The sequence below is a fragment of the Gilliamella sp. Gris3-2 genome (assembly GCF_001690345.1).
In the GTDB taxonomy this organism is placed as follows: Bacteria; Pseudomonadota; Gammaproteobacteria; order Enterobacterales; family Orbaceae; genus Gilliamella; species Gilliamella bombi.
In genome coordinates this window covers 34,914-55,275 of the sequence record NZ_LZHB01000017.1, presented here as the reverse complement: position 1 = coordinate 55,275, position 20,362 = coordinate 34,914, and the positions used below count along the sequence as shown (strand labels likewise).

Annotated in this window: 15 protein-coding genes and 1 pseudogene; 10 read left to right on the top strand and 6 right to left on the bottom strand. The window is 34.6% G+C overall.

What is annotated here, in order from left to right:
- Nucleotides 1-7 precede the first annotated feature (7 nt).
- Both mnmD and A9G32_RS02915 read left to right on the top strand, forming a co-directional pair.
- The gene (mnmD, locus tag A9G32_RS02920) at nt 8-715 is read left to right on the top strand and encodes a tRNA (5-methylaminomethyl-2-thiouridine)(34)-methyltransferase MnmD (protein WP_065589168.1); all 708 of its coding nucleotides are present in this window, start codon (nt 8-10) and stop codon (nt 713-715) included.
- Between the two features lie 172 nt (nt 716-887).
- A complete protein-coding gene (locus tag A9G32_RS02915) occupies nt 888-1,817 on the top strand; it encodes a hypothetical protein (RefSeq protein WP_065589167.1) in 930 nt (309 codons plus the stop codon).
- Nucleotides 1,818-2,028: 211 nt separating this feature from the next.
- Here the strand turns inward: A9G32_RS02915 and tamB are convergent, their stop codons facing one another.
- From tamB to dapB, 5 genes are all read right to left on the bottom strand, one after another.
- Complete coding sequence (gene tamB / locus A9G32_RS02910) at nt 2,029-5,844, bottom strand: autotransporter assembly complex protein TamB (protein ID WP_065589166.1); 3,816 nt, start codon at nt 5,842-5,844, stop codon at nt 2,029-2,031.
- Nucleotide 5,845: 1 nt separating this feature from the next.
- Nucleotides 5,846-7,522, bottom strand: coding sequence for an autotransporter assembly complex protein TamA (tamA, locus tag A9G32_RS02905; protein WP_065589165.1), 1,677 nt, complete (start codon nt 7,520-7,522; stop codon nt 5,846-5,848).
- A gap of 56 nt (nt 7,523-7,578) precedes the next feature.
- Nucleotides 7,579-8,118, bottom strand: a complete 540-nt coding sequence (hpt, locus tag A9G32_RS02900) for a hypoxanthine phosphoribosyltransferase (protein ID WP_065589164.1) — start codon at nt 8,116-8,118, stop codon at nt 7,579-7,581.
- Nucleotides 8,119-8,250: 132 nt separating this feature from the next.
- Nucleotides 8,251-8,748 (bottom strand): tRNA adenosine(34) deaminase TadA, encoded by a 498-nt coding sequence (gene tadA / locus A9G32_RS02895; RefSeq protein ID WP_065574936.1) that lies wholly within the window; start codon nt 8,746-8,748, stop codon nt 8,251-8,253.
- Nucleotides 8,749-8,755: 7 nt separating this feature from the next.
- Nucleotides 8,756-9,577, bottom strand: a complete 822-nt coding sequence (gene dapB, locus A9G32_RS02890) for a 4-hydroxy-tetrahydrodipicolinate reductase (protein ID WP_065574935.1) — start codon at nt 9,575-9,577, stop codon at nt 8,756-8,758.
- Between the two features lie 135 nt (nt 9,578-9,712).
- Between dapB and A9G32_RS02885 the strand changes: the two genes are divergently transcribed.
- Complete coding sequence (locus A9G32_RS02885) at nt 9,713-10,909, top strand: MFS transporter (protein ID WP_065589163.1); 1,197 nt, start codon at nt 9,713-9,715, stop codon at nt 10,907-10,909.
- 41 nt (nt 10,910-10,950) lie between these two features.
- Here the strand turns inward: A9G32_RS02885 and A9G32_RS02880 are convergent, their stop codons facing one another.
- Nucleotides 10,951-11,562 (bottom strand): FKBP-type peptidyl-prolyl cis-trans isomerase, encoded by a 612-nt coding sequence (locus A9G32_RS02880; RefSeq protein ID WP_065589162.1) that lies wholly within the window; start codon nt 11,560-11,562, stop codon nt 10,951-10,953.
- A gap of 206 nt (nt 11,563-11,768) precedes the next feature.
- Here A9G32_RS02880 and bamE point away from each other — a divergent pair, with 206 nt between their 5' ends.
- From bamE to A9G32_RS02840, 7 genes and pseudogenes are all read left to right on the top strand, one after another.
- Entirely contained in the window at nt 11,769-12,185 is a 417-nt protein-coding gene (bamE, locus tag A9G32_RS02875) for an outer membrane protein assembly factor BamE (protein WP_065574933.1), read from the top strand.
- A 459-nt stretch (nt 12,186-12,644) separates the two neighbouring features.
- The gene (pyrG, locus tag A9G32_RS02870) at nt 12,645-14,276 is read left to right on the top strand and encodes a glutamine hydrolyzing CTP synthase (RefSeq protein WP_065589161.1); all 1,632 of its coding nucleotides are present in this window, start codon (nt 12,645-12,647) and stop codon (nt 14,274-14,276) included.
- Between the two features lie 53 nt (nt 14,277-14,329).
- A complete protein-coding gene (gene eno, locus A9G32_RS02865) occupies nt 14,330-15,631 on the top strand; it encodes a phosphopyruvate hydratase (protein WP_065589160.1) in 1,302 nt (433 codons plus the stop codon).
- 227 nt (nt 15,632-15,858) lie between these two features.
- Nucleotides 15,859-16,803 carry a VirK/YbjX family protein gene (locus A9G32_RS02860; RefSeq protein ID WP_065589159.1) on the top strand — a complete coding sequence of 315 codons (945 nt, stop codon included), beginning with the start codon at nt 15,859-15,861 and terminating at the stop codon, nt 16,801-16,803.
- A gap of 81 nt (nt 16,804-16,884) precedes the next feature.
- Entirely contained in the window at nt 16,885-17,799 is a 915-nt protein-coding gene (locus A9G32_RS02855; RefSeq protein ID WP_065589158.1) for a lysine exporter LysO family protein, read from the top strand.
- Between the two features lie 232 nt (nt 17,800-18,031).
- Nucleotides 18,032-18,523, top strand: coding sequence for a hypothetical protein (locus tag A9G32_RS02850; protein ID WP_141672644.1), 492 nt, complete (start codon nt 18,032-18,034; stop codon nt 18,521-18,523).
- A gap of 659 nt (nt 18,524-19,182) precedes the next feature.
- Nucleotides 19,183-20,333 (top strand): annotated as a pseudogene (locus tag A9G32_RS02840) (IS3 family transposase).
- The last annotated feature ends 29 nt before the right edge of the window (nt 20,334-20,362 follow it).

Here is a 20,362-nt window from a genome sequence, read left to right as displayed (position 1 = left end):
GGTGATTATGTATAAACCAACTATAACTTGGGACGAAAATCAAACTCCTGTCTCTACCTATTTCGATGATGTTTATTTTAATACTGAAGGCGCAATTGAGGAAACCAGATATGTATTTGTTGAAGGTAATGATTTACGTCAGCGTTTTTTGAATCACAAGCAAGATACATTTATAGTTGGCGAAACAGGCTTTGGTTCAGGGCTAAATTTTTTGATTTTATGGGAAACATTTTTACATTTTAGAAGTCAATACCCGAATCATAGACTTAAACATCTTGCATTTTTTAGTGTTGAAAAGTACCCGTTATCGTTAAATGAATTAATAAAGATTCATAATAGTGTGCTTTTTAAAAATAAAACATTACTTTCATTATCAAAACGACTTCAGGCTTTTTTAATTGATTCTACTTTCCAGTTTGACGATGTTAGTTTAAAGATATGTAATGATGATATTAGCAATTTTTCAGATTTTTTAACAAAGCAAAATGTTTTGATTGATGCTTGGCTTTTTGATGGGTTTTCACCAGCTAAGAATCCAGATATGTGGTCAGAACGTTTATTTAAAAATTGTTTTAGCCTGACAGCATCTGGTGGTAGTTTTGCTACTTTTACTGCAGCAGGATTTGTTCGTCGTCATTTAATTAATGCAGGATTTATCGTTCAAAAACGAAAAGGCTTTGGTTCAAAACGTGAAATGTTAGTTGGCTATAAGTGAGTATGTATATTTGTTACAGTCTTTTTGCAAATTAGATAAACAACATGAGTAATTTCCACTATTAAGTAATTTTCTAGAAATGATAAGGTAATTCATATAAAATATTAAACAATAATAATTTATTATTTATACTATATTTATGAAAATAAAAGTAAGTTAAATAGGAGAATAGATGAAAGCCTTAAAAAACGTTTTACTTATATTAACCACCGCTATGGTTTTAACTGGTTGTGAAGAAAAAAACGAAGAATATTATTTAAACAATATAGACTCAGCAAATAAAAAAGTAGAGCAATGTAATCAGGATCTAAAAAAGGCATTTATGGCAAGTGATAAAAGCGGTATCGAAAAGGTAGAAAAAGATCCTGAATGTCGTGCTGCAATGTCTGCAATTAAAAAAGACAAAAAGATAAAATATGAATTAGAAAACAAACGGAAAGAAGACGAAAGAAAACAAGCAGTAGATTCTGAAATGAGTGCTATTAAAAAACAAATTTCTGGTATGTCGTGGGGCGAATCAGTTAATGAATATTTAAAGGTAGATGAATGTAAAAGTAGTTTTTCATTTAATAAAAGCCCGAAATGTGAAGCTTGGGAAACGATTTATAAAGAAAAAGTAGATGAAGGTAAAAAAGAGTTAAAACAACTATCTTTTAATGAAATTAAAGCAAAAATGCAGTCTTTATGTAAATTAGACAAAAGAACTGGTTCTAATTGTAGTGTTGCCGAAAAAGCGTTAGAGGAAAAGGCGACTGATGAATTAGCTAATGCTGATATTCAAACCATTGAATCAAAAAAATCACTATACTGTGCAGATGATCTAGTTTTTTTACCAGTTTGTAGTATTAGTTGGGAAAAAGCATGGAAAAGAGAAAATGATAAGTACATTAAATTCTATACAGAAAATAATGCGGAATTTATTACTACATATAACTCATGCATAGATAAATTAGAAGCAGTTAAATCTCAAAAATTAGACTGGAACAAAGAAAGTAAATTACAAAAAGCAATAAAAGAAGGATACCCTTGTAGTCAGGTAAAGGATGCTTACACAAAAAGGGGAATGGGATATTCTTGGTTTGATAAAAAAATTGAAGAATAACCTAATAGTAGCTCCATGTCAGACAGGAACAAATTATGTAATATCAAACAACAACGAATGTTGATAGCACTTTTTTACCGTTGAAATGGCTAAACTTATATGCAGCTTAGTTAAAGCGTCAGTTAGCACGTTTTAGGCTAGGCTGGTGTTAGCCTTTTACCCTATTGAGATTCTGCATAAGATAATGGGCATAGAGTCCTTTGGGGTAATGTTAAAAATCGAATTGATAAATCAGATCCAATGTTTGAGCTAAACTTGATGTTGCATCTAAATAGAGACTAGGCATTAGGCGATAACGTAAAGTAAAAGTGGCCAATGAATCAAATATACCTACACCATATTTAAGTTGTAAATTAGGTAATATGTAGCCACTAACCACAACTTTAGAGTTATTACCGGCACCTTGCGTATCAAGTGTTAGATTTTTAATACCAAATACATTACCAATATCGCCAATATATTTACCTGTTTTCGCTGTGCCAATACCAACCAGCAAAGCTGTCATCATATCGCTATCGCTTTGTTCTGTACTATCGAGTCCTTGTCCTCGGATTAAGTAGGAGAGTGCTTCTTGCTGTGACATGGCGGGATCTGAAAATACTTCAATTTTTGGCGATTCAGAAGATCCTGTAACACGGATTCCAGCCATAATATTACTATTTTCCATTGCTTCTGGATTACGAATTGCTTCTATATCGAGTGTAGCTTGATCAGCCGATCCTGAAAAAGTAATGATGCCTTTATGAATAATTAAATCTTGCCCATAAGCATGGAATCGACCTGTTGGAATCAAAACTTCACCATGCAAATCAAGTCCTTTATTGGTTTGTGCCGCAATTAAACTACCTTTAAGCGAAGCCTTTAGTCCAAAAGCATCGACAATAACGTTATCACCAATATCAATTTCAAGATGACTATTGATCTTAATGCCAAATTCCTGAGGCCTAATAGGTTTCCGATTTATATCGAGCATTACTTCATCTGGTGAGACATCAACACTTGATGCTGGTAGTGATTCAACTGTTATTTTTCCTTTTGGAATGCTAACTTTACCTAATAACGTTAATTCATCTTGTGTTACATTGATTTTAATATCTGGAACAATTGACATAACAATCATTGGTGGCACAGTAACTTCCATGGCAGCGCCATTAACAGCTAACGAGGCTTGCCATTTATCTATAGTATTCCAGCTGGCATTACCATTAATATTAACATTGCCAGCTTGAGTTGTTAAAACACCTTTTAATGTGGATGATTTACCATTGAAATTGAGGTCAAATTTAGCTGATTTAATATCAATTGGTAATTGGCTAGATTTGATTTCGCTATTTTGTAAGTTAATATTTCCTGTTAGCAATGGCTCATTTAATGAGCCAGAAAATTTAACGTTACCATTAATAGCCCCTTTAGCATAGTCTTTGCTATCTAATAATGGGTTAATAATTGCTAAAGCTAAGTGATCGATACTTAATTGACCACTTAATTTTTTTTGTTCAATTGGATCAGTAATAACAAGATTACCGTTTATTTTTCCTAATTTATTCAGACCAAATTTCCAATCCAATTTAGCCTGTTGTTCATTAAATTCAGCATCTATTTTGAAAACATCAAAAGGCAATAGTAACGATTGGGAGGTAACCATTTGTTGAATATAAACATCATTACTTGTTAAATTTGCTTTTATTAATGGTATTGTATTGTCATTATTAAATTGAATAGTTATTTTTCCATTTACATTACCAGTAAGTTTGGTTTCACCGTCATTTGGTATTGGTAGCCTAGATAGATTAATGTTTTTTAAGGTGATACTTGTATCGGTATTTTTAGCTAACAAAAATTGCTTATCAAGGCAAATGCTTGACTTTCCATTAATCCAGCAATGAGCATTAATTGCTGGGATTTGATTATTAACATCATAAGATAAGTCAACAGATTTAGCTAATTGCCAACTGTTATTTTTGTTTAAATTGAGTAGCGCACCTGAAATGGTTCCGTTCCACTTTGTGCGTTCTTTATCAAGTTTTCCTGTTAACGATGTTTTTAGTGATGCAGGTTCACCATCAATATTAACGGTTAATATATGTTGGCTTTCACTACCAGATAGATCAACATTTAGTTTTTTTATGGTTTGATTTGAAAGTTCTATTGATTGTCCTGTGAGTTTAATGTTGCCACTGATCTGTTCTTTATACTCAACTTTACCTATAAGATTAGCTTTGGCTATTTTGATGGTGTTAAAAGATAGCGAGTTAATAGCTAAACTAGTATCTATAATTGCATTATCATGTGTGCGATTAAGTTTTATATTACCCACAATTGAACCTTGCATATCATCAACTATTAACGATAATGATCCGAGATTTAGCTTCGCCAGTAAGTTGCCTTTTTCAGCTGAACCATTTAAATCGATCTGATTTTTACCCCAATTGATTGCAAAATTATTTGCAGTGGCTAAGTTTTCAGAATCAACATATACGTTACCAGATGCTAAAAAATTAGCATGGTTAATATTACCTTTTAGTTGTAGATTGGAAAAATCAAACGCCCATTTATCTTTGTCTAGTACGCCTGTAGTTTTAAATTGACCATTTAATCGAATCGGATAGTTAGGTAGTCCTTTGTACATATCAACATTATTTAGTTTTATGTTGACATTCCATTGTAATGCTTGTGGCCAACTTATATTTCCATCTATATTAATTTCACCTTGAGGTAATTTAATGATTCCATGATCAATGCTTGCCTCTTGATTAGTTCCTTTGCCAGCAATATCAAACGAAGTATTAATTAATTCTTTCCCTTGAATAATACCTTTGGCCGACATTTGAAACTGCTGTACATTACCATTTATTGATGTGGAAAAATCATTTAATTGATATTGTGCTTGCCCTTCAATTGGCCATTGAATATGCTTACCTTCAATTTGAGTGATTATAGGTAAGTATTTTTCAATAAAATTGATGTGTCCACTCATCACCATTTGATTCGAACCATCAAGGTTTATATTGGTTAATAACTCACCAAGCAATTTACCAGAAAACTGTGCTTCCAATCGGTTTTGTTCAGTATCTGCTTTTATTAAAGCTAATATAGGCCAGTCATCGTGTAATGTGATTTCGCCTGAAAGTGAAACATGTCCGCTAGCATAGGGAGTTATAGCATCTGTATCTAATTGTTTTATAATAATACGGCTATTAACAATATTGGTTTGAATTGTAACGTTATCAAATAGGTAATCATGCCCCCCCATATGTAATAGCCAGTTTGTCCCTCTTAAACTAGTTACATTAATATCTAATGGAATATTAACTTGAGGCAATGATTCAATCAGTGGTTGATTAAAAAGTTGGGCGATTTTTTCATTAAGTGCGATATCTGTATCGGACGTTTTTACTGGTACATTTGCTGCTTTATTATCTGTAAAAATAGCATTCAACCCTGTAGCAACAGCAGGATAAACATGAATCTGATTATTAACCCATGTGGCTTTACCCGTGAAGTCAGACATTCCAAATTGCATATCATCAACAGTGACTTTTACATTAGTAAGGTGTGTGCTGTTAAGCTCTATAGGTAATGGAGTTTTGAGAACAAAATGTTGCTCTGCGGTGGTAGTATCAATAGTAGTTTCACTTGGTGAACTTTCGATTTCTTTAGTGTTAATTGAAACATTTACACCATTGGCATTGAATTGATTGATGCAGACTTCAGTCTTTAATAAACAAAGTCCTGTGAGTGAAAATGAAGCATCATTAACTTGAACATTAATACCCGGTAATTCAAGCGAAAGTCCTTGTATATGCAAATCGTGAAAGGTGCCTTCAACTTGAGTTATTTTTAACTCAGGTAGAAATTTATTTAAAACATAGGTGGTTAGTTTTACACCAAGACTGGTGTATATAAACAAAATAACAAAAACAATTAGAAAGGCGATAACAGATAAAATGGCGATGCTTCGCTTTTTCCATTTACGTATCCGCTTTAATTTTTTTACTTTTTTAATTCTAGCTGAATATTTAGTCATATTATAATTCGCTTCCTAGGCCAATGTATAGGTGAATTGAACCTGTATCTTTGTTAAGTGGTGTTGCTAAATCGACCTTTATTGGCCCAACCGGAGAAGCCCAACGAATGCCAAAACCAGTTCCTGTATAAAATTTAGTTTTATCAACTTTATCTATAGCTTCACCTGTATCTACAAATGCAGCTCCCCACCATGATCCAGATAAATTATATTGATATTCAAGTGAACCAGTGATGAGTTTAGAAGCTCCTTTTAATTTACCTTTTTTATCCTTAGGCGAAATAGACTGATAACTGTAACCTCGAATACTGCGTTCACCACCAGCAAAAAATCTAAATGATGGTGGAACACGGTCAAAATTGCTCGCTTGTATAATGCCAAAATTGCCACGAGCTATAAATCGATGCGATTTTTTTAAGGAGCGAATCCAAGTTTGTTGTGCTTGAAATCGCACTAGATTAATATCTGAACCTAATACTTCTCCAGCTGATTCAACAGAATAACGTTGTGAATCGCCCCACATTGCTAATAAATTACCATCAGAACGGATTCTTGATATGCTAAGCGATGGGTAATACAAGAATGTTTTAAAACTTGAATCACCTTGGGTAAAGTCATCATTTAACACATTTAACCCTAATGCAGTTTGCCATCCATAAAAATTATCCCAATTACGTAAAGCCCCGAACGTATAAGAACGTGAGTAGGTATCATTATTATCTATCTTTTTATAACCACCTTGGATAGTGTAATATTGCTCTAAAGGTGATTTTTTTAAAGGGATTTTGTAACTCATGGTCACCAATTGTTCTGGCGAAGATAGTGATAAGTTACTTTGAAAACTTTGCCCTCGACTATTGATCCAAGGTTTATTCCAACCAATCTTACCATGCACGCCGTTATCTGTTGAAAAGCCCAACCCTAAGTCCATATTATTTTTTTTTCGGGGTGAGGTTTCTACATCAATGGGAAGAACTCTATCTTCGGTTAGATGAGGAAAATCTGGGACAACAACCACTGAATTAAACCAGTTTGTAGAAGTAAGGCGTCTATTTAATAATGATAATTGTTCAGCTGTATATTCCTCACCGTCTTTAAATGGCACAATATTAGCTAAATAGTCATCACGAATTTTGGCATTATGAAAAGTAACTTTACCAAATCGATATCGCCTACCTGTTGTATAATCAATATTCCAAAAGGCTTGATGATCAGACATAGATACAGCTAATTGATGTTTAGGCATATTGGCATCAAAGTAACCTTTTTTTAGTGATAAATTTTGCAGGCTTTTCTTAAATGATTCATAAATACCATGATTTAACACATCGCCAATTTTTGGTAAGTTATTTTTAAGTAAATATTGAAAATCAGGATCTTGTTTCCCCTCACCAGTAATATTAATATTAAGCTGCTCAACTAATACGGGTTCGCCAGGTGAAACGTTAACAACAAGAACTTTTGGGTTTTGTGCGTTATATTCAAAGCTAGGAGAGTAGTAACCCAATGCACGTAATGCTTTTTTTGTTTCGCTTTCAAAATAACGCTTAAAATTTGGAGTATCACTAACTTTGTCAGGTGTAATTAATGAAGTTCGTGCCTCAACATTATCTGCAAGATCGCCTTTTAATCCCTTAATGGATAACTTCATGTCAGCATAACTTGTCGTAGCTGTCATAACTAAAAGTAAACCTAATGAACAGGAGAATCGAGACACATATACCTCGTATAATATTAAGATTCAAGTAAAGTTACATGACCGATAAAAGGTAAGTGACGGTAGTGCTGAGCATAGTCAATACCATAACCCACAACAAATTCATCAGGAATTGAAAATCCGATATATTTAACTGGAACGTTTACTTCACGGCGAGAGGGTTTGTCTAATAGCGTACAAATTTCAATACTGCGTGGATGGCGCAATTCTAAAATAGCCCTGACTTTGCTAAGAGTATTACCTGTATCTATAATATCTTCGATAATTAATACATCTTTATCACGGATATCTTCATCTAAGTCTTTTAAGATTTTAACGTCACGGTTACTAATAACAGCATTACCATAGCTTGATGCTGTCATAAAATCAACCTCGTGCCCGACAGTAATTGCTCGACTCAAATCGGCCATAAAAATAAAAGAGCCACGTAAAAGTCCAACTAAAATAAGTTCATTTTGGCTATTTTTATAGTCTTGACTTATTTGTTGGCCTAGCTCAATTACACGTTTTTGGATATCATCAGTAGATATCATCATTTCTAATGTGTGTTTTTTCATTAATAATGCTCAAATTAAATTTTTAAAAAATTAAATGAGATTCTAGCAATTTTCCTTGGTAAAAAGAATAAGCGAACCCATTTTTTATTAAACTAACATGGGAATAGATTTTTGTATTTTATACTCAAACACCTAGTTACCTGAAACTTTTTGACAACAATTTTTAGTCACTTTTTTTTGTAAACGCCGTTTTTTAAAAAAATCACTCAAAATAGTACTACATTCGTTAGCTAGTACTCCACCTGTCACTTCAGCATAATGGTTGATGCCTTGCTGAGCAAGAATATCAATAAAAGAACCTGCTGCACCAGTTTTGTAATCTTTTGCACCATATACTACGCGTTTAATACGACTATGTATAATGGCTCCTGCACACATAATGCAAGGCTCAAGAGTGGTATACAGAGTTGTATTAATCAATCGATAGTTATTCAAATATTTACCTGCTTGTTCAATAGCCATCATTTCAGCATGCGCAGTGGGATTATGCTTACTAATGGGTTGATTAAAACCTTCACCAATAATTTGATTATTTTCATCAACAATCACCGCGCCGACTGGGATTTCTCCAAGCAACTCGGCGCGTTTAGCAAGCACTAGTGCATGTTGTATCCAAATTTCATCTGACATTTTCAAATTACAAATTATTGAGATTTAGAACATCACGCATGTCGTATAAACCAACTGGCTGTTTGGCAAGCCAGAGCGAGGCTCGAACAGCACCATTAGCAAATGTCATGCGGCTAGATGCTTTATGACTAATTTCAACGCGCTCGCCAATATCGGCAAAGATAGCGGTATGTTCTCCTACTATGTCACCTGCTCGGATAGTTGCAAAGCCAATAGCGCCTTGTGGTCTTTCCCCTGTATGACCTTCACGACAGTAAACTGCACGATCTTTTAAGTTGCAATCAAGTGCATCTGCAATGGCTTCACCCATGGCTAATGCTGTACCAGAAGGAGCATCAACCTTGTGACGGTGATGGGCTTCAATAATTTCGATATCAGTATAACCGCCCATAATTTTGGTAGCTTTTTCCAATAATTTTAGCACTAAGTTAACACCGACACTGAAGTTTGCAGCAAAGACAATGGCAATGCTTTTAGCTGCATCAGCAATAGCTTGTTTACCTGCATCATCAAAACCAGTTGTGCCAATGATTATCATTTTTTTATTTTCAACACAAAAAGCTAAGTGGGCGAGTGTACCTTCAGGTCGCGTAAAATCGATCAATACGTCAAATTGATCTTTAGCTTGTTCTAGATTATCGGTGACTTTAATGCCACAAATACCGATCCCTGCAAGCTCACCTGCATCACTACCAATTAGTGAGGAACCTGCTCGTTCAAATGCTGCTCCTAAGGTAACCCCTTTGATTTGCGAAACAGCTTGGATAAGTTGCCGTCCCATTTTGCCACCAGCACCAGTGATCGCAATACGAATCATGTTTGTTGACATATAACTTTCCTTAACTTTTTGTGAATATAGATAAATAAATATTATAGCGGAAAATAAATAACTTATACACATCGACTAAACTTAAATGCTAGAATTTTTGAACCGTTTTCTATAAAAAATAATCAGGAGTTTATTATGCGATCTCCGTGGTATTTTGGTTGGAATATTGTTATTGCGGCCTCCTTTCTAACTTTACTTTCTAGTGGATTAAGAATGAGTATGGGGGTTTTTTTTCTGCCCATTGCAAATGATCTGAATTTTAGTCGTAGCGTACTTTCTGGAATCATTGCTATAGGTATGCTTTTCTCTGGAATTGCTATGCCAATATCGGGATATTTAGTCGGTAAATATGGTACTCGTTTTGTCCTAATATTAGGTTCCATCATTATTATTATTTCTACTGTTTGGTCAGCTAACTCAACTGATTATTGGAACTTTTTTCTATCTTTTGGTGTTGCGTTATCTTTTGGTACTTCCTTTGTTGGTTCTGTCAGTTTTACGCCCATTGTGGCACGTTGGTTTATCAAGCGTAGAGGATTGGCTTTATTTATTTTATCAACAGGAAGTATGGCAGGTATTGCAGTGATGTTACCTGTTTTTGCTTTCTTCATTCCTATTTATGGATGGCAAACAACGCTAATTTCATTTGCTGTGATTTTTATGATTATCGCTTTGCCTATTGCTTTGTTTATTATGAAAGATAATCAATCTGAAATCGAAGTCTATAGTATAGAGCCTGTTATCAATCAAAAAATAGAGCCTAGTATCAAACTTATAGATGTGTTAAAAACACGTCCATTTTGGCAGCTGAGTTTTGGGCTTTTTACCTGTGGCTTCAGTATGAATTTATTAGGAACACATGGAGTCCCAATGCTTATCGATCATGGATTTGATCCTATCACTAGCTCTAATGGTATTGGTTTGATTGGTTTAGTCGCTATTTTTAGTACCTTAGTTTTGGGTTATTTATCTGATATAGTGCAACGAAAAAACATTTTAATGATGGTCTATTTAATACGAAGTTTAGGTTTTATTGCTCTTGTTTTAGCATCAACTAAATGGCCGCTTTTTACTATTGCAGCAGTGGGTGGTTTGGTTTGGGCTGGTGCTTTGTCGATGTCTGGAGCCATTACCGCTGATATTTATGGTGTAAAAATTGTGGGACTACTTTCAGGATTAACCTATTTGGGACATCAAATTGGTGCGATGATTGGTTCATGGTTAGGTGGATGGGCTTATGATCATTTACACACTCATTTAGTTGCGTTTGGTACGGCGAGTATTTTATTGTTACTGGCGGCATTTAGTGCTTATCATCTTCCTAAACGATAATCGTTCAAAACAAATGGACGGCAAGTAGCGTCCACTCTTGCTTATAAAACTTTTAGTACTTCAACATCAAAAATTAATGCACTGTATGGTGGAATTGATGCGCCAGCACCTTGAGCACCATAAGCTAATTCTTGAGGAATATATAAACGCCATTTTGAACCTTCAGGCATAAGTTGTAACGCTTCAACCCAGCCTTTAATCACACCATTGACTGGAAACTCAGCAGGTTGTCCACGTTCAACAGAACTATCAAATACTGTGCCATCAATTAGTTTCCCTGTATAATGAACTTGCACGCGATCGGTTGCTTTAGGTAATGCGCCATCGCCTTGTTTGATGATTTCGTATTGTAAACCTGATTCAGTCGATTTAATGCCATCTTTTGTAATGTTTTCTGCTAGAAAATCTTTACCTGCTTGAGCAATTTTTTCTGCTTGTTTGGCCTTCTCTTTGGTTGCTTGTTCATGCACATGGCGTAATGCTTCATGTAATTCTTGTAAAGGTAGAGCAGGTTGATTACCCGATAATACATCTTCCATTGCTAGTTTTAATGCGTTGAGTTCTAAATTATTTAAGCCAGATTCTTTTAGTTGTTGTCCTATTTGCAAACCGATAGCATAACTTGCTTTTTGATCTATAGTTTCTAGTTTCATTTTGTACCTTTGATGTTTAAAAATAGTGTCTATTATGACAGTATTAAGTTGGTTGATACAAGAATAAAAGTCAAGTGATAATTTATGTTAGGACCTACTGATATCAGAATCATTATCTAACTGTAGAAGAATTTATTAATTTGGCTAGCACTTATGAAAAATATCAGCGATAATATATATCATTATTTTTTTATGGATAAAGTTAGATGCTGTTTCGTAAGTTTACCTCTTTTACAATTGTAGCGAGTGTTTTATTAACTGGTTGTTCGGTTGTTGATCGTTGGGTATATCGACCTGATATTAACCAAGGTAATTATGTAACACCAGATGCTATAGACCTATTACAAGTTGGTCAAAATAAAGAACAGGTTGTATTTATTATGGGGTCACCAATGTTAACTTCTGTCTTTGGTGATCGTGTTTGGTATTATGTTTTCCGTCAACAACCGCAGCATGGCGCTGTTAGTCAAAGAACTTATGTTGTCTATTTTGATGAAATGGGTATTGTAAAGGATATCAAAACTTCAGAGCTAGCAGGTTCTAAATCATTAGAAGAAATGAATAAACAAGGTATATCAGATCCAATTGATACAAAATCTGATGATGATACTCCTGAATCTTAATTAAAATATAAAATAAAAGCCTCTTTAAAAAATGAGGTTTTTATTTTGGTTTAGCTACGGCTATTGATCTTTTGTATTAATTATAAGCTTATTTATACATTTTTAGCTACATCATACAACTGCCAATGTGACCATACTAATATAAATTCTCGACAACTTATTGTGACGATTACTATACCTAAATAATGTTTTATCTTATTTGTTGACGAGGATCATTATACTCATCTTAAATATTTAGAATTTGCTACTGTAGATTTACAATCAGGTTATTTTAATCATGAGTTGTAAATAACTCGGTATTTTCCTGCAACTTATCAGTTAAAATTAATTATTCAATTGTGGGACAAGGCAGATTCTGTTATACTGCATTTCCGTCTGATTCTTATTTGTTATATTGGTTTTTATGCTTTAAAAATCGATACAACATTGTTCTTATAAATTAATAATGGTCTGGTATTAATGGTCACGAATTATATTTTTGTTACAGGCGGTGTCGTTTCTTCCCTTGGTAAAGGCATTGCCGCAGCATCACTTGCTGCAATCTTAGAAGCCCGCAATTTAAATGTCACCATGCTCAAACTTGATCCCTATATTAATGTCGATCCGGGCACAATGAGTCCTATTCAACATGGTGAAGTGTTTGTGACTGAAGATGGTGCAGAAACCGATCTTGATTTAGGTCATTATGAACGTTTTATTCGCACTAAAATGACGCGAAAAAATAACTTCACTACAGGGCGCATTTATTCTGATGTATTACGAAAAGAGCGACGTGGTGATTATTTAGGGGCTACGGTTCAAGTTATTCCTCATATCACTAATGCAATTAAATCACGTGTAATTGATGGCGCAAAGGGGTTTGATGTCGCAATTGTTGAAATTGGTGGTACTGTTGGTGATATTGAATCACTTCCGTTTTTAGAAGCGATTCGTCAATTAGCGGTTGATGTTGGTCGTGAACACACATTATTTATGCACTTAACCTTAGTACCTTATTTGGCCTCTGCAGGTGAAGTCAAAACCAAACCTACGCAACATTCAGTAAAAGAGTTGCTGTCAATTGGTATTCAACCCGATGTGTTAATTTGCCGTTCCGATCGCATTATTCCTGCTCATGAACGAGCTAAAATTGCACTATTTTGTAACGTGCCTGAGCGTGCAGTGATTTCACTTAAAGATGTCGATTCTATTTATAAAATTCCGGCATTATTAAAATCACAAAACTTAGATACTTTTGTTTGTAAACGTTTCAATCTTGATTGTAAAGAGGCCGATCTTTCTCAATGGGAACAAGTCATTTATGAAGAAGCGAACCCAGTTGGTGAAGTGACTATTGGTATGGTGGGTAAATATATTGCTTTACCCGATGCCTATAAATCAGTGAATGAAGCATTAAAACACGGTGGATTAAAAAATCGTTTAACGGTGAATATCCGTTATATTGATTCAGAAGATCTTGAGTCACGTGGTACTGATTTACTAGAAGGTTTAGATGCTATCTTAATTCCTGGTGGATTTGGTTATCGTGGTGTTGAAGGCAAAATTATGGCCGCTCGCTATGCACGTGAAAACAAAATCCCGTACTTAGGTATTTGCCTTGGTTTACAAGTGGCTATGATCGAATATGCGCGTAATGTTGCGGGTATTAAAGATGCTAACTCAACCGAATTTGTCAAAGATTGTGCAAACCCAATCATTGCTTTAATCACAGAATGGAGCGATGAATCGGGCAATGTAGTACAGCGTAACGAAAACAGTGATTTAGGCGGCACAATGCGTTTAGGTTCACAAATTTGCCATTTAGAGCCAAATTCATTAGTATACGATATGTATAAAAATGAATCTATTACCGAGCGTCATCGACATCGTTATGAAGTAAATAATAATTTATTACCTGAAGTGGTTAAAGCTGGGTTAAAGGTCACCGGTCTTTCAACGGATAGAAAGTTGGTTGAGATTATCGAAATCCCGGATCATCCATGGTTTGTTGCGTGTCAGTTCCATCCAGAATTCACATCAACACCACGAGATGGACATCCACTATTTAGTAGTTTTATAAAAGCTGCCAAAGCTTATCAAGAGCAGCAATAAAAATAGTTTTAAATTAACATTTGTAATATATCTGTCATATAGAGGAAAATAACATGGCAAAAATCGTTAAAGTACATGGTCGTGAAGTGATCGACTCTCGTGGTAATCCAACAGTTGAAGCCGAAGTTCATTTAGAAGGTGGTTTTGTTGGTCTTGCAATCGTGCCATCTGGTGCGTCAACTGGCTCACGTGAAGCGTTAGAACTTCGTGATGGTGACAAATCTCGCTTTTTAGGTAAAGGCGTATTAAAAGCGGTTGAAAACGTTAACGGCCCAATTGCTAAAGCTGTAGTGGGTAAAGATGCGTTAGATCAAGCCGCTGTCGACCAAGCTATGCTTGACTTAGATGGAACTGATTTTAAATCTAATTTAGGTGCTAACTCAATTCTTGCTGTATCTTTAGCAACGGCTAAAGCAGCTGCAGCAGCTAAAGGTGTTCCTCTTTATCAGCACATAGCTGATCTTAACGGCACTCCAGGTCAATATTCAATGCCATTACCAATGATGAACATCATCAACGGTGGTGAGCACGCTGATAACAACATTGATTTACAAGAATTCATGATCCAACCAGTTGGTGCTAAAACAGTTCGTGAAGCAATCCGCATGGGTTCTGAAGTATTCCACAACTTAGCAAAAGTATTACACGCTAAAGGTATGAATACTGCAGTTGGTGATGAAGGTGGTTTTGCTCCTAATTTAGGTTCAAATGCTGAAGCATTAGCATGTATTAAAGAAGCGGTAGAAAAAGCAGGTTATGTTTTAGGTAAAGACATCACGTTAGCGATGGACTGTGCGGCTTCTGAATTCTATAACAAAGAAACTGGTAAGTATGTATTGAAAGGTGAAGGTAACAAAGAATTCACTGCTCAAGAATTTACTCATTACTTAGAAGGTTTAACTAATGAATATCCAATCGTATCAATCGAAGACGGTTTAGATGAAAGCGATTGGGAAGGTTGGGCTTACCAAACTAAAGCATTAGGTCACAAAATTCAATTAGTGGGTGATGATCTATTTGTAACTAATACTAAAATCTTTAAACAAGGTATTGAAAAAGGTATCGCTAACTCTATCTTAGTTAAAGTAAACCAAATCGGTACATTAACTGAGTCTATCGCTGCGGTTAAAATGGCGAAAGATGCGGGTTATACTGCAGTTATTTCTCACCGCAGTGGTGAAACTGAAGATTCAACAATTGCTGATTTAGCAGTAGGTTTAGCGGCTGGTCAAATTAAAACTGGTTCAATGAGCCGTTCGGACCGTGTTGCTAAATACAACCAATTAATCCGTATTGAAGAAGCTTTAGGTTCAAAAGCACCATTCAACGGTTTAAAAGAAGTTAAAGGCCAATAATTCTTTTTGATAAAAGACGTTATTGCTTAAAAAACGGTGACTAGTTCACCGTTTTTTATTTTCAAATAATTTAAACCTACTTAATGTAGGAATAGTTGCACCGATTAAGGTTGTGTTGTACTCTTAACATTTGATTTTTTTAAGGCTTATTAATAATCAAATATGTATTGATTAATTTAGTGTTCCTATAATAGATAAAATAACTAACTCAATTTAAAGTTCTACTTATGAATAATATTACGAATATGTCTCAGCCAAAAAGTAAATGGCAACTTTTTAACTGGCTTTATACTGGTAAATTACCATTAAACGAATTATGGCTTAATCCGACTTATCGTTATAAGTTTTTTTTTAGAACCTTGTTTTTAAGTCCAATCACCTTAAAATGGCTTGATAAACTAAGGCAGTACCCATTACTAGGCGATTATTTTTCGTGCCAAACAAATTTGCCATGCAAATTACAGCGTCCTTATTTAGCTTCTTGCTTGAGTCAAAAAGCCCGTTATGACGCTTTGGCGTATCACTATGATTTTTTAGCTAAACAACCTGACAGCGTAAGCAAGGCTTTTTATAATCCGCAATTGCCTTTTGTATTGGCGGATGTAACAGTTAAAAATGAACAAAACATTCAAATAGCAGTGCAAGCCCGTAATAAATTTGCAAGAGAAGGCGAAATCAGCCTTTATTTTTATGATAGTGATGGCATCGACTTAGCCACTTTAACATTTTCAATCGTAGAATATCAAGGTAAGCCAACGCTATTTATTGCAGGATTACAAGGCACAGGACATAATGATGCGCGTACTCGTGTACAAAAAGCGACTAAAGCCTGCTATGGGCTATTCCCTAAACGTGTTGTAGTTGAAGCTGTATTAACTGTTGCTCGTTATTATCAGTTAACTCAAATTGTTGCTGTGGGCAATAAAACACATATATATAACAATTGGCGCTATAATAGCCGCCAAGAGCGCATTTTATCTGATTATGACGATTTTTGGTTAACTCTTGATAGCAAACAAGATTCCAATGATTTATTTATATTACCAAGCCAAATTAATCGAAAATCCATTGAAGAAATCGCCAGTAAAAAACGTTCAGAATATCGAAATCGTTATGCTTTATTGGATCAGCTTCAACTTAATATTGAGCAAAAATTAGCATCATTGACTTAATGATTAGCAGTAACATGTTTAAAACATAGGTTTGATCCAATTATTTAAAAATAAAAATCAGGAATAGTTAAGGAATAAAATATGTATTTTGGTATTCTTATTGCGTTAGTGCCATTGTTTATTGGTTATTTAATTAAGATTAAAAATGATAATTTGATGACCAAGATTAACCAAACATTGAGTTGGATGGTTTACCTTATTTTATTCATTATGGGATCTGAACTTGCACATTTAGATAACTTAACTACAAATTTACAAATGATTTTATGTTATACCGGTGTTCTTTTTATTTGTACATTTGGGGGTAATTTTGTTGTTTTAATTATTTTTGATTATTTTCTTTCTACCAAGGCATATAAAACAGATCAAACTTACGAATCACGTTTTAAAATGATTTTTGAGTCATTGCGTGTTTGTATTGCATTAATTGTTGGGTTTATTTGCGGATTATTTCCATTATTTATTTGGCAATATTCAGAAAGTACCACGCAAGTTGTATTGGTTTTTTTATTGTTTTTAGTCGGTATTCAATTGCGCAGTAATAATATTTCAATTAAGCACATTCTGCTCAATAAAATAGGCATAATTACAACGCTAGTAGTTACGATAAGTGCATTTTTGGGGGGCATTGTTGCGTCATTTGTTTTAGATTTGCCCGCACGAGTTGGTCTTGCTATGTCATCGGGTTTTGGTTGGTATTCGTTATCGGGTATTTTAATGACAGAAGCCCATGGTCCAGTTATTGGTAGTGCTACGTTTTTAAATGATATTCTGCGTGAATTATGCGCAATTATCTTAATCCCAACACTAATTAAACGCTACCAATTAACCACATTAGGTCTGTGTGGTGCAACATCAATGGATTTTACACTCCCCATGCTGCAAAAAGGTGGTGGGATAGCCATAGTGCCTGCGGCTATTGCGCAAGGTTTTTTATTGACACTTATAATGCCGATATTTATTACGTTATTTAACTATGGAGGGTTTGGGTTTTAGCTTAAAAAAAGCAAAGCCTATTTAAACGGAGTAAAAAGGTAATGGGAAAGTATAGTTTATTAAGAGGTAAAGTAAGGCGTTTAAAAATATTGAAAGTAGATCAAGAAAAGGATCACAATAAAAAACTGAAGACTGTGGTTTTATTGAGTCAATTTTGGGGATATTTATTATCGAGATGATTGGTGGATTTATTCTAATAACCACTGCTATATGTAAGTTTGTTTATGAATTCATGCTTAGTTTGTTTACTTTTGGGTTACTACAAACCAAGCTATTAAAAGGCACACCATTTGTTTGTTATATCGGTAATGTCAAAGTCAAAGGTAGGCTAGAAAATGTCGCTTTTAAAAATGGTGATTACGTCGAAATGGTCGTCAAACAAATTGATAAGAACAAATATCAAGCTTATGCCGTCCGATTTCCTAAATATCATGCTTTATTTTTCCCTAAAGGAGTTGGTCTTTCGACGTTGCAATTGCTGAAATATTGTATGATTGGTGTTGGATCGATAATATTATGTACCGATGGTTTTATTTTCATTAGCGTATTATTCAATCATGAGTGGGATTCTTTAGAAGTGATAGAAATTACCAAAACAAGCTGTATTGGCTTTGTTGCTTTTGTGTTCTTTTTTTTCTTCGTTTTTGGTGGGAGGTTAACTTTTATTTGTAACCACATTTATGCCACTTTAGGTTATCCAAAACCATGGTTACACAACAGTTAGTACGAAGAATTCTTGTTTTTTAAAATGAATCGTCGTCGGGATCCTGAGCTATTTGATGATCCTCAAACGCCAGAATTTCAAAAAATTAGAAATAAAGATATACAGATATACAGCCTTCAGCTAATTATTACTGTCGAACACCTATTATACCAAGTTGGGTAAATATTATGGATGAATGATAATTTATAAATTTGATGAACTAAATCTGACTGCAGGTTTAGTGAAATTTTAATTCATATTATGGTGTGCGCACGCGTTTGAAGAAGTCTTAATTACCAAACGGTATAGAATCCTGAATATTTTTTACAAAAATATAATCTAAATTAGGTAAATGCTCATATTGAGTACTCAATTCACAAAAAATTATGCTGTTTGTTTCATGTTTTATATACAATGGTAGTCATGCTATTTAGACTCAAGAGATCGAGATCATTTAGTATTATATATGGTTTGATGGCTAACTATAAAATATCTAGTCAAATCAGCGATGATTATTTTCTATGATATATGCGCAATATTGCTTGTTGTTGATAAGGTGTTAATTTTGTTTTTATGTCTATTGATTACAGTATTTTCTCAAATTACTAGGTGATCCTCGCCAAAAAAGTGGACAAAAGTCGCCTCTATGATATAAACAAAAATCATAGGAGACAAATATTATGGTTAAAAAATTTAGTATCGAATTTAAACAACAATCAGTGGATTATGCGTTATCTAATGTACACCTTTCTATCAGCGAACTTGCCAACCATCTAGGTGTGGGTAAATCAACCCTAGATAAATGGATTAGGCAACTTTCCCCGAATAAAACTAGCCGTCGAGAGTTAACAGCTGAGCAACAGCGGATAATGGCGTTAGAAAAAGAGATTAAAGAACTGAAAATGGCCAATGATATACTAAAAAAGGCGCATGTGCATATCATCAACAATCCAAGTCGGTGAAGTACACTTATATGAAAAATCATTTAACCAGCTATCCGGTTACTAGGATATGCTCATTACTTGGTGTCAGTTCATCAGGTTATTATGCTTGGTTAAAAAGAGCAAACAAATCTGCCAAACTCAGCGAGTATATCCAAAAACAGTATTGGCAACATAAAGCCCGTTTGGGTGCACCAAGCCTGCTTCATGATGCAAGAGAAGCGGGCTATCAAGTTTCAGAAAGGACAATTAGCCGTGTTTTGCAACAATTGGGATTACGAAGTAAAGCAGCACGTAAATTCAAGTATAAAACAGACACAGCTCATCACAATATTGCGCCCAACACGTTAGATAGGCAATTTAACCCTGATAAGCCTAATAAAACATGGGTAACCGATATTACTTATATTAAAACGGGGGGAAGGTTGGTTATATTTGTCGGTGATTATCGATTTATATGGACGAAAAGTGATTGCTAGGCAAACCAGTCGCTACATAGACCGTCATTTAGTGTGTAATACATTAAAACAAGCCTTATTTCGGCGTCACTTTCCTAAAAATGTACTCATTCATAGTGACCAAGGAAGCCAATATCGCAGTGCTGATTTAAGCAATTATTGTTACAATATGAACTAAGGCAAAGCATGAGTCGAAGAGGAAACTGCTTTGATAATGCGGTTGTTGAGAGTTTTTTTCATACACTCAAAACACATATTATTCATGATTGTTACTATAAAACGAGGAAGCAGGCTAATAAAGCACTATTTGAATATATTGAAATCTATTATAATCGGATACGCCGTCATTCAGCCAATGGCTGGGTATCACCTGAACAATATGAACAACAATATTACCAAAACGAAAAAATGATAGAGGCGGGCACTGTCTAATATTTTGGCGAGGATCAAGGGGCTGTTGA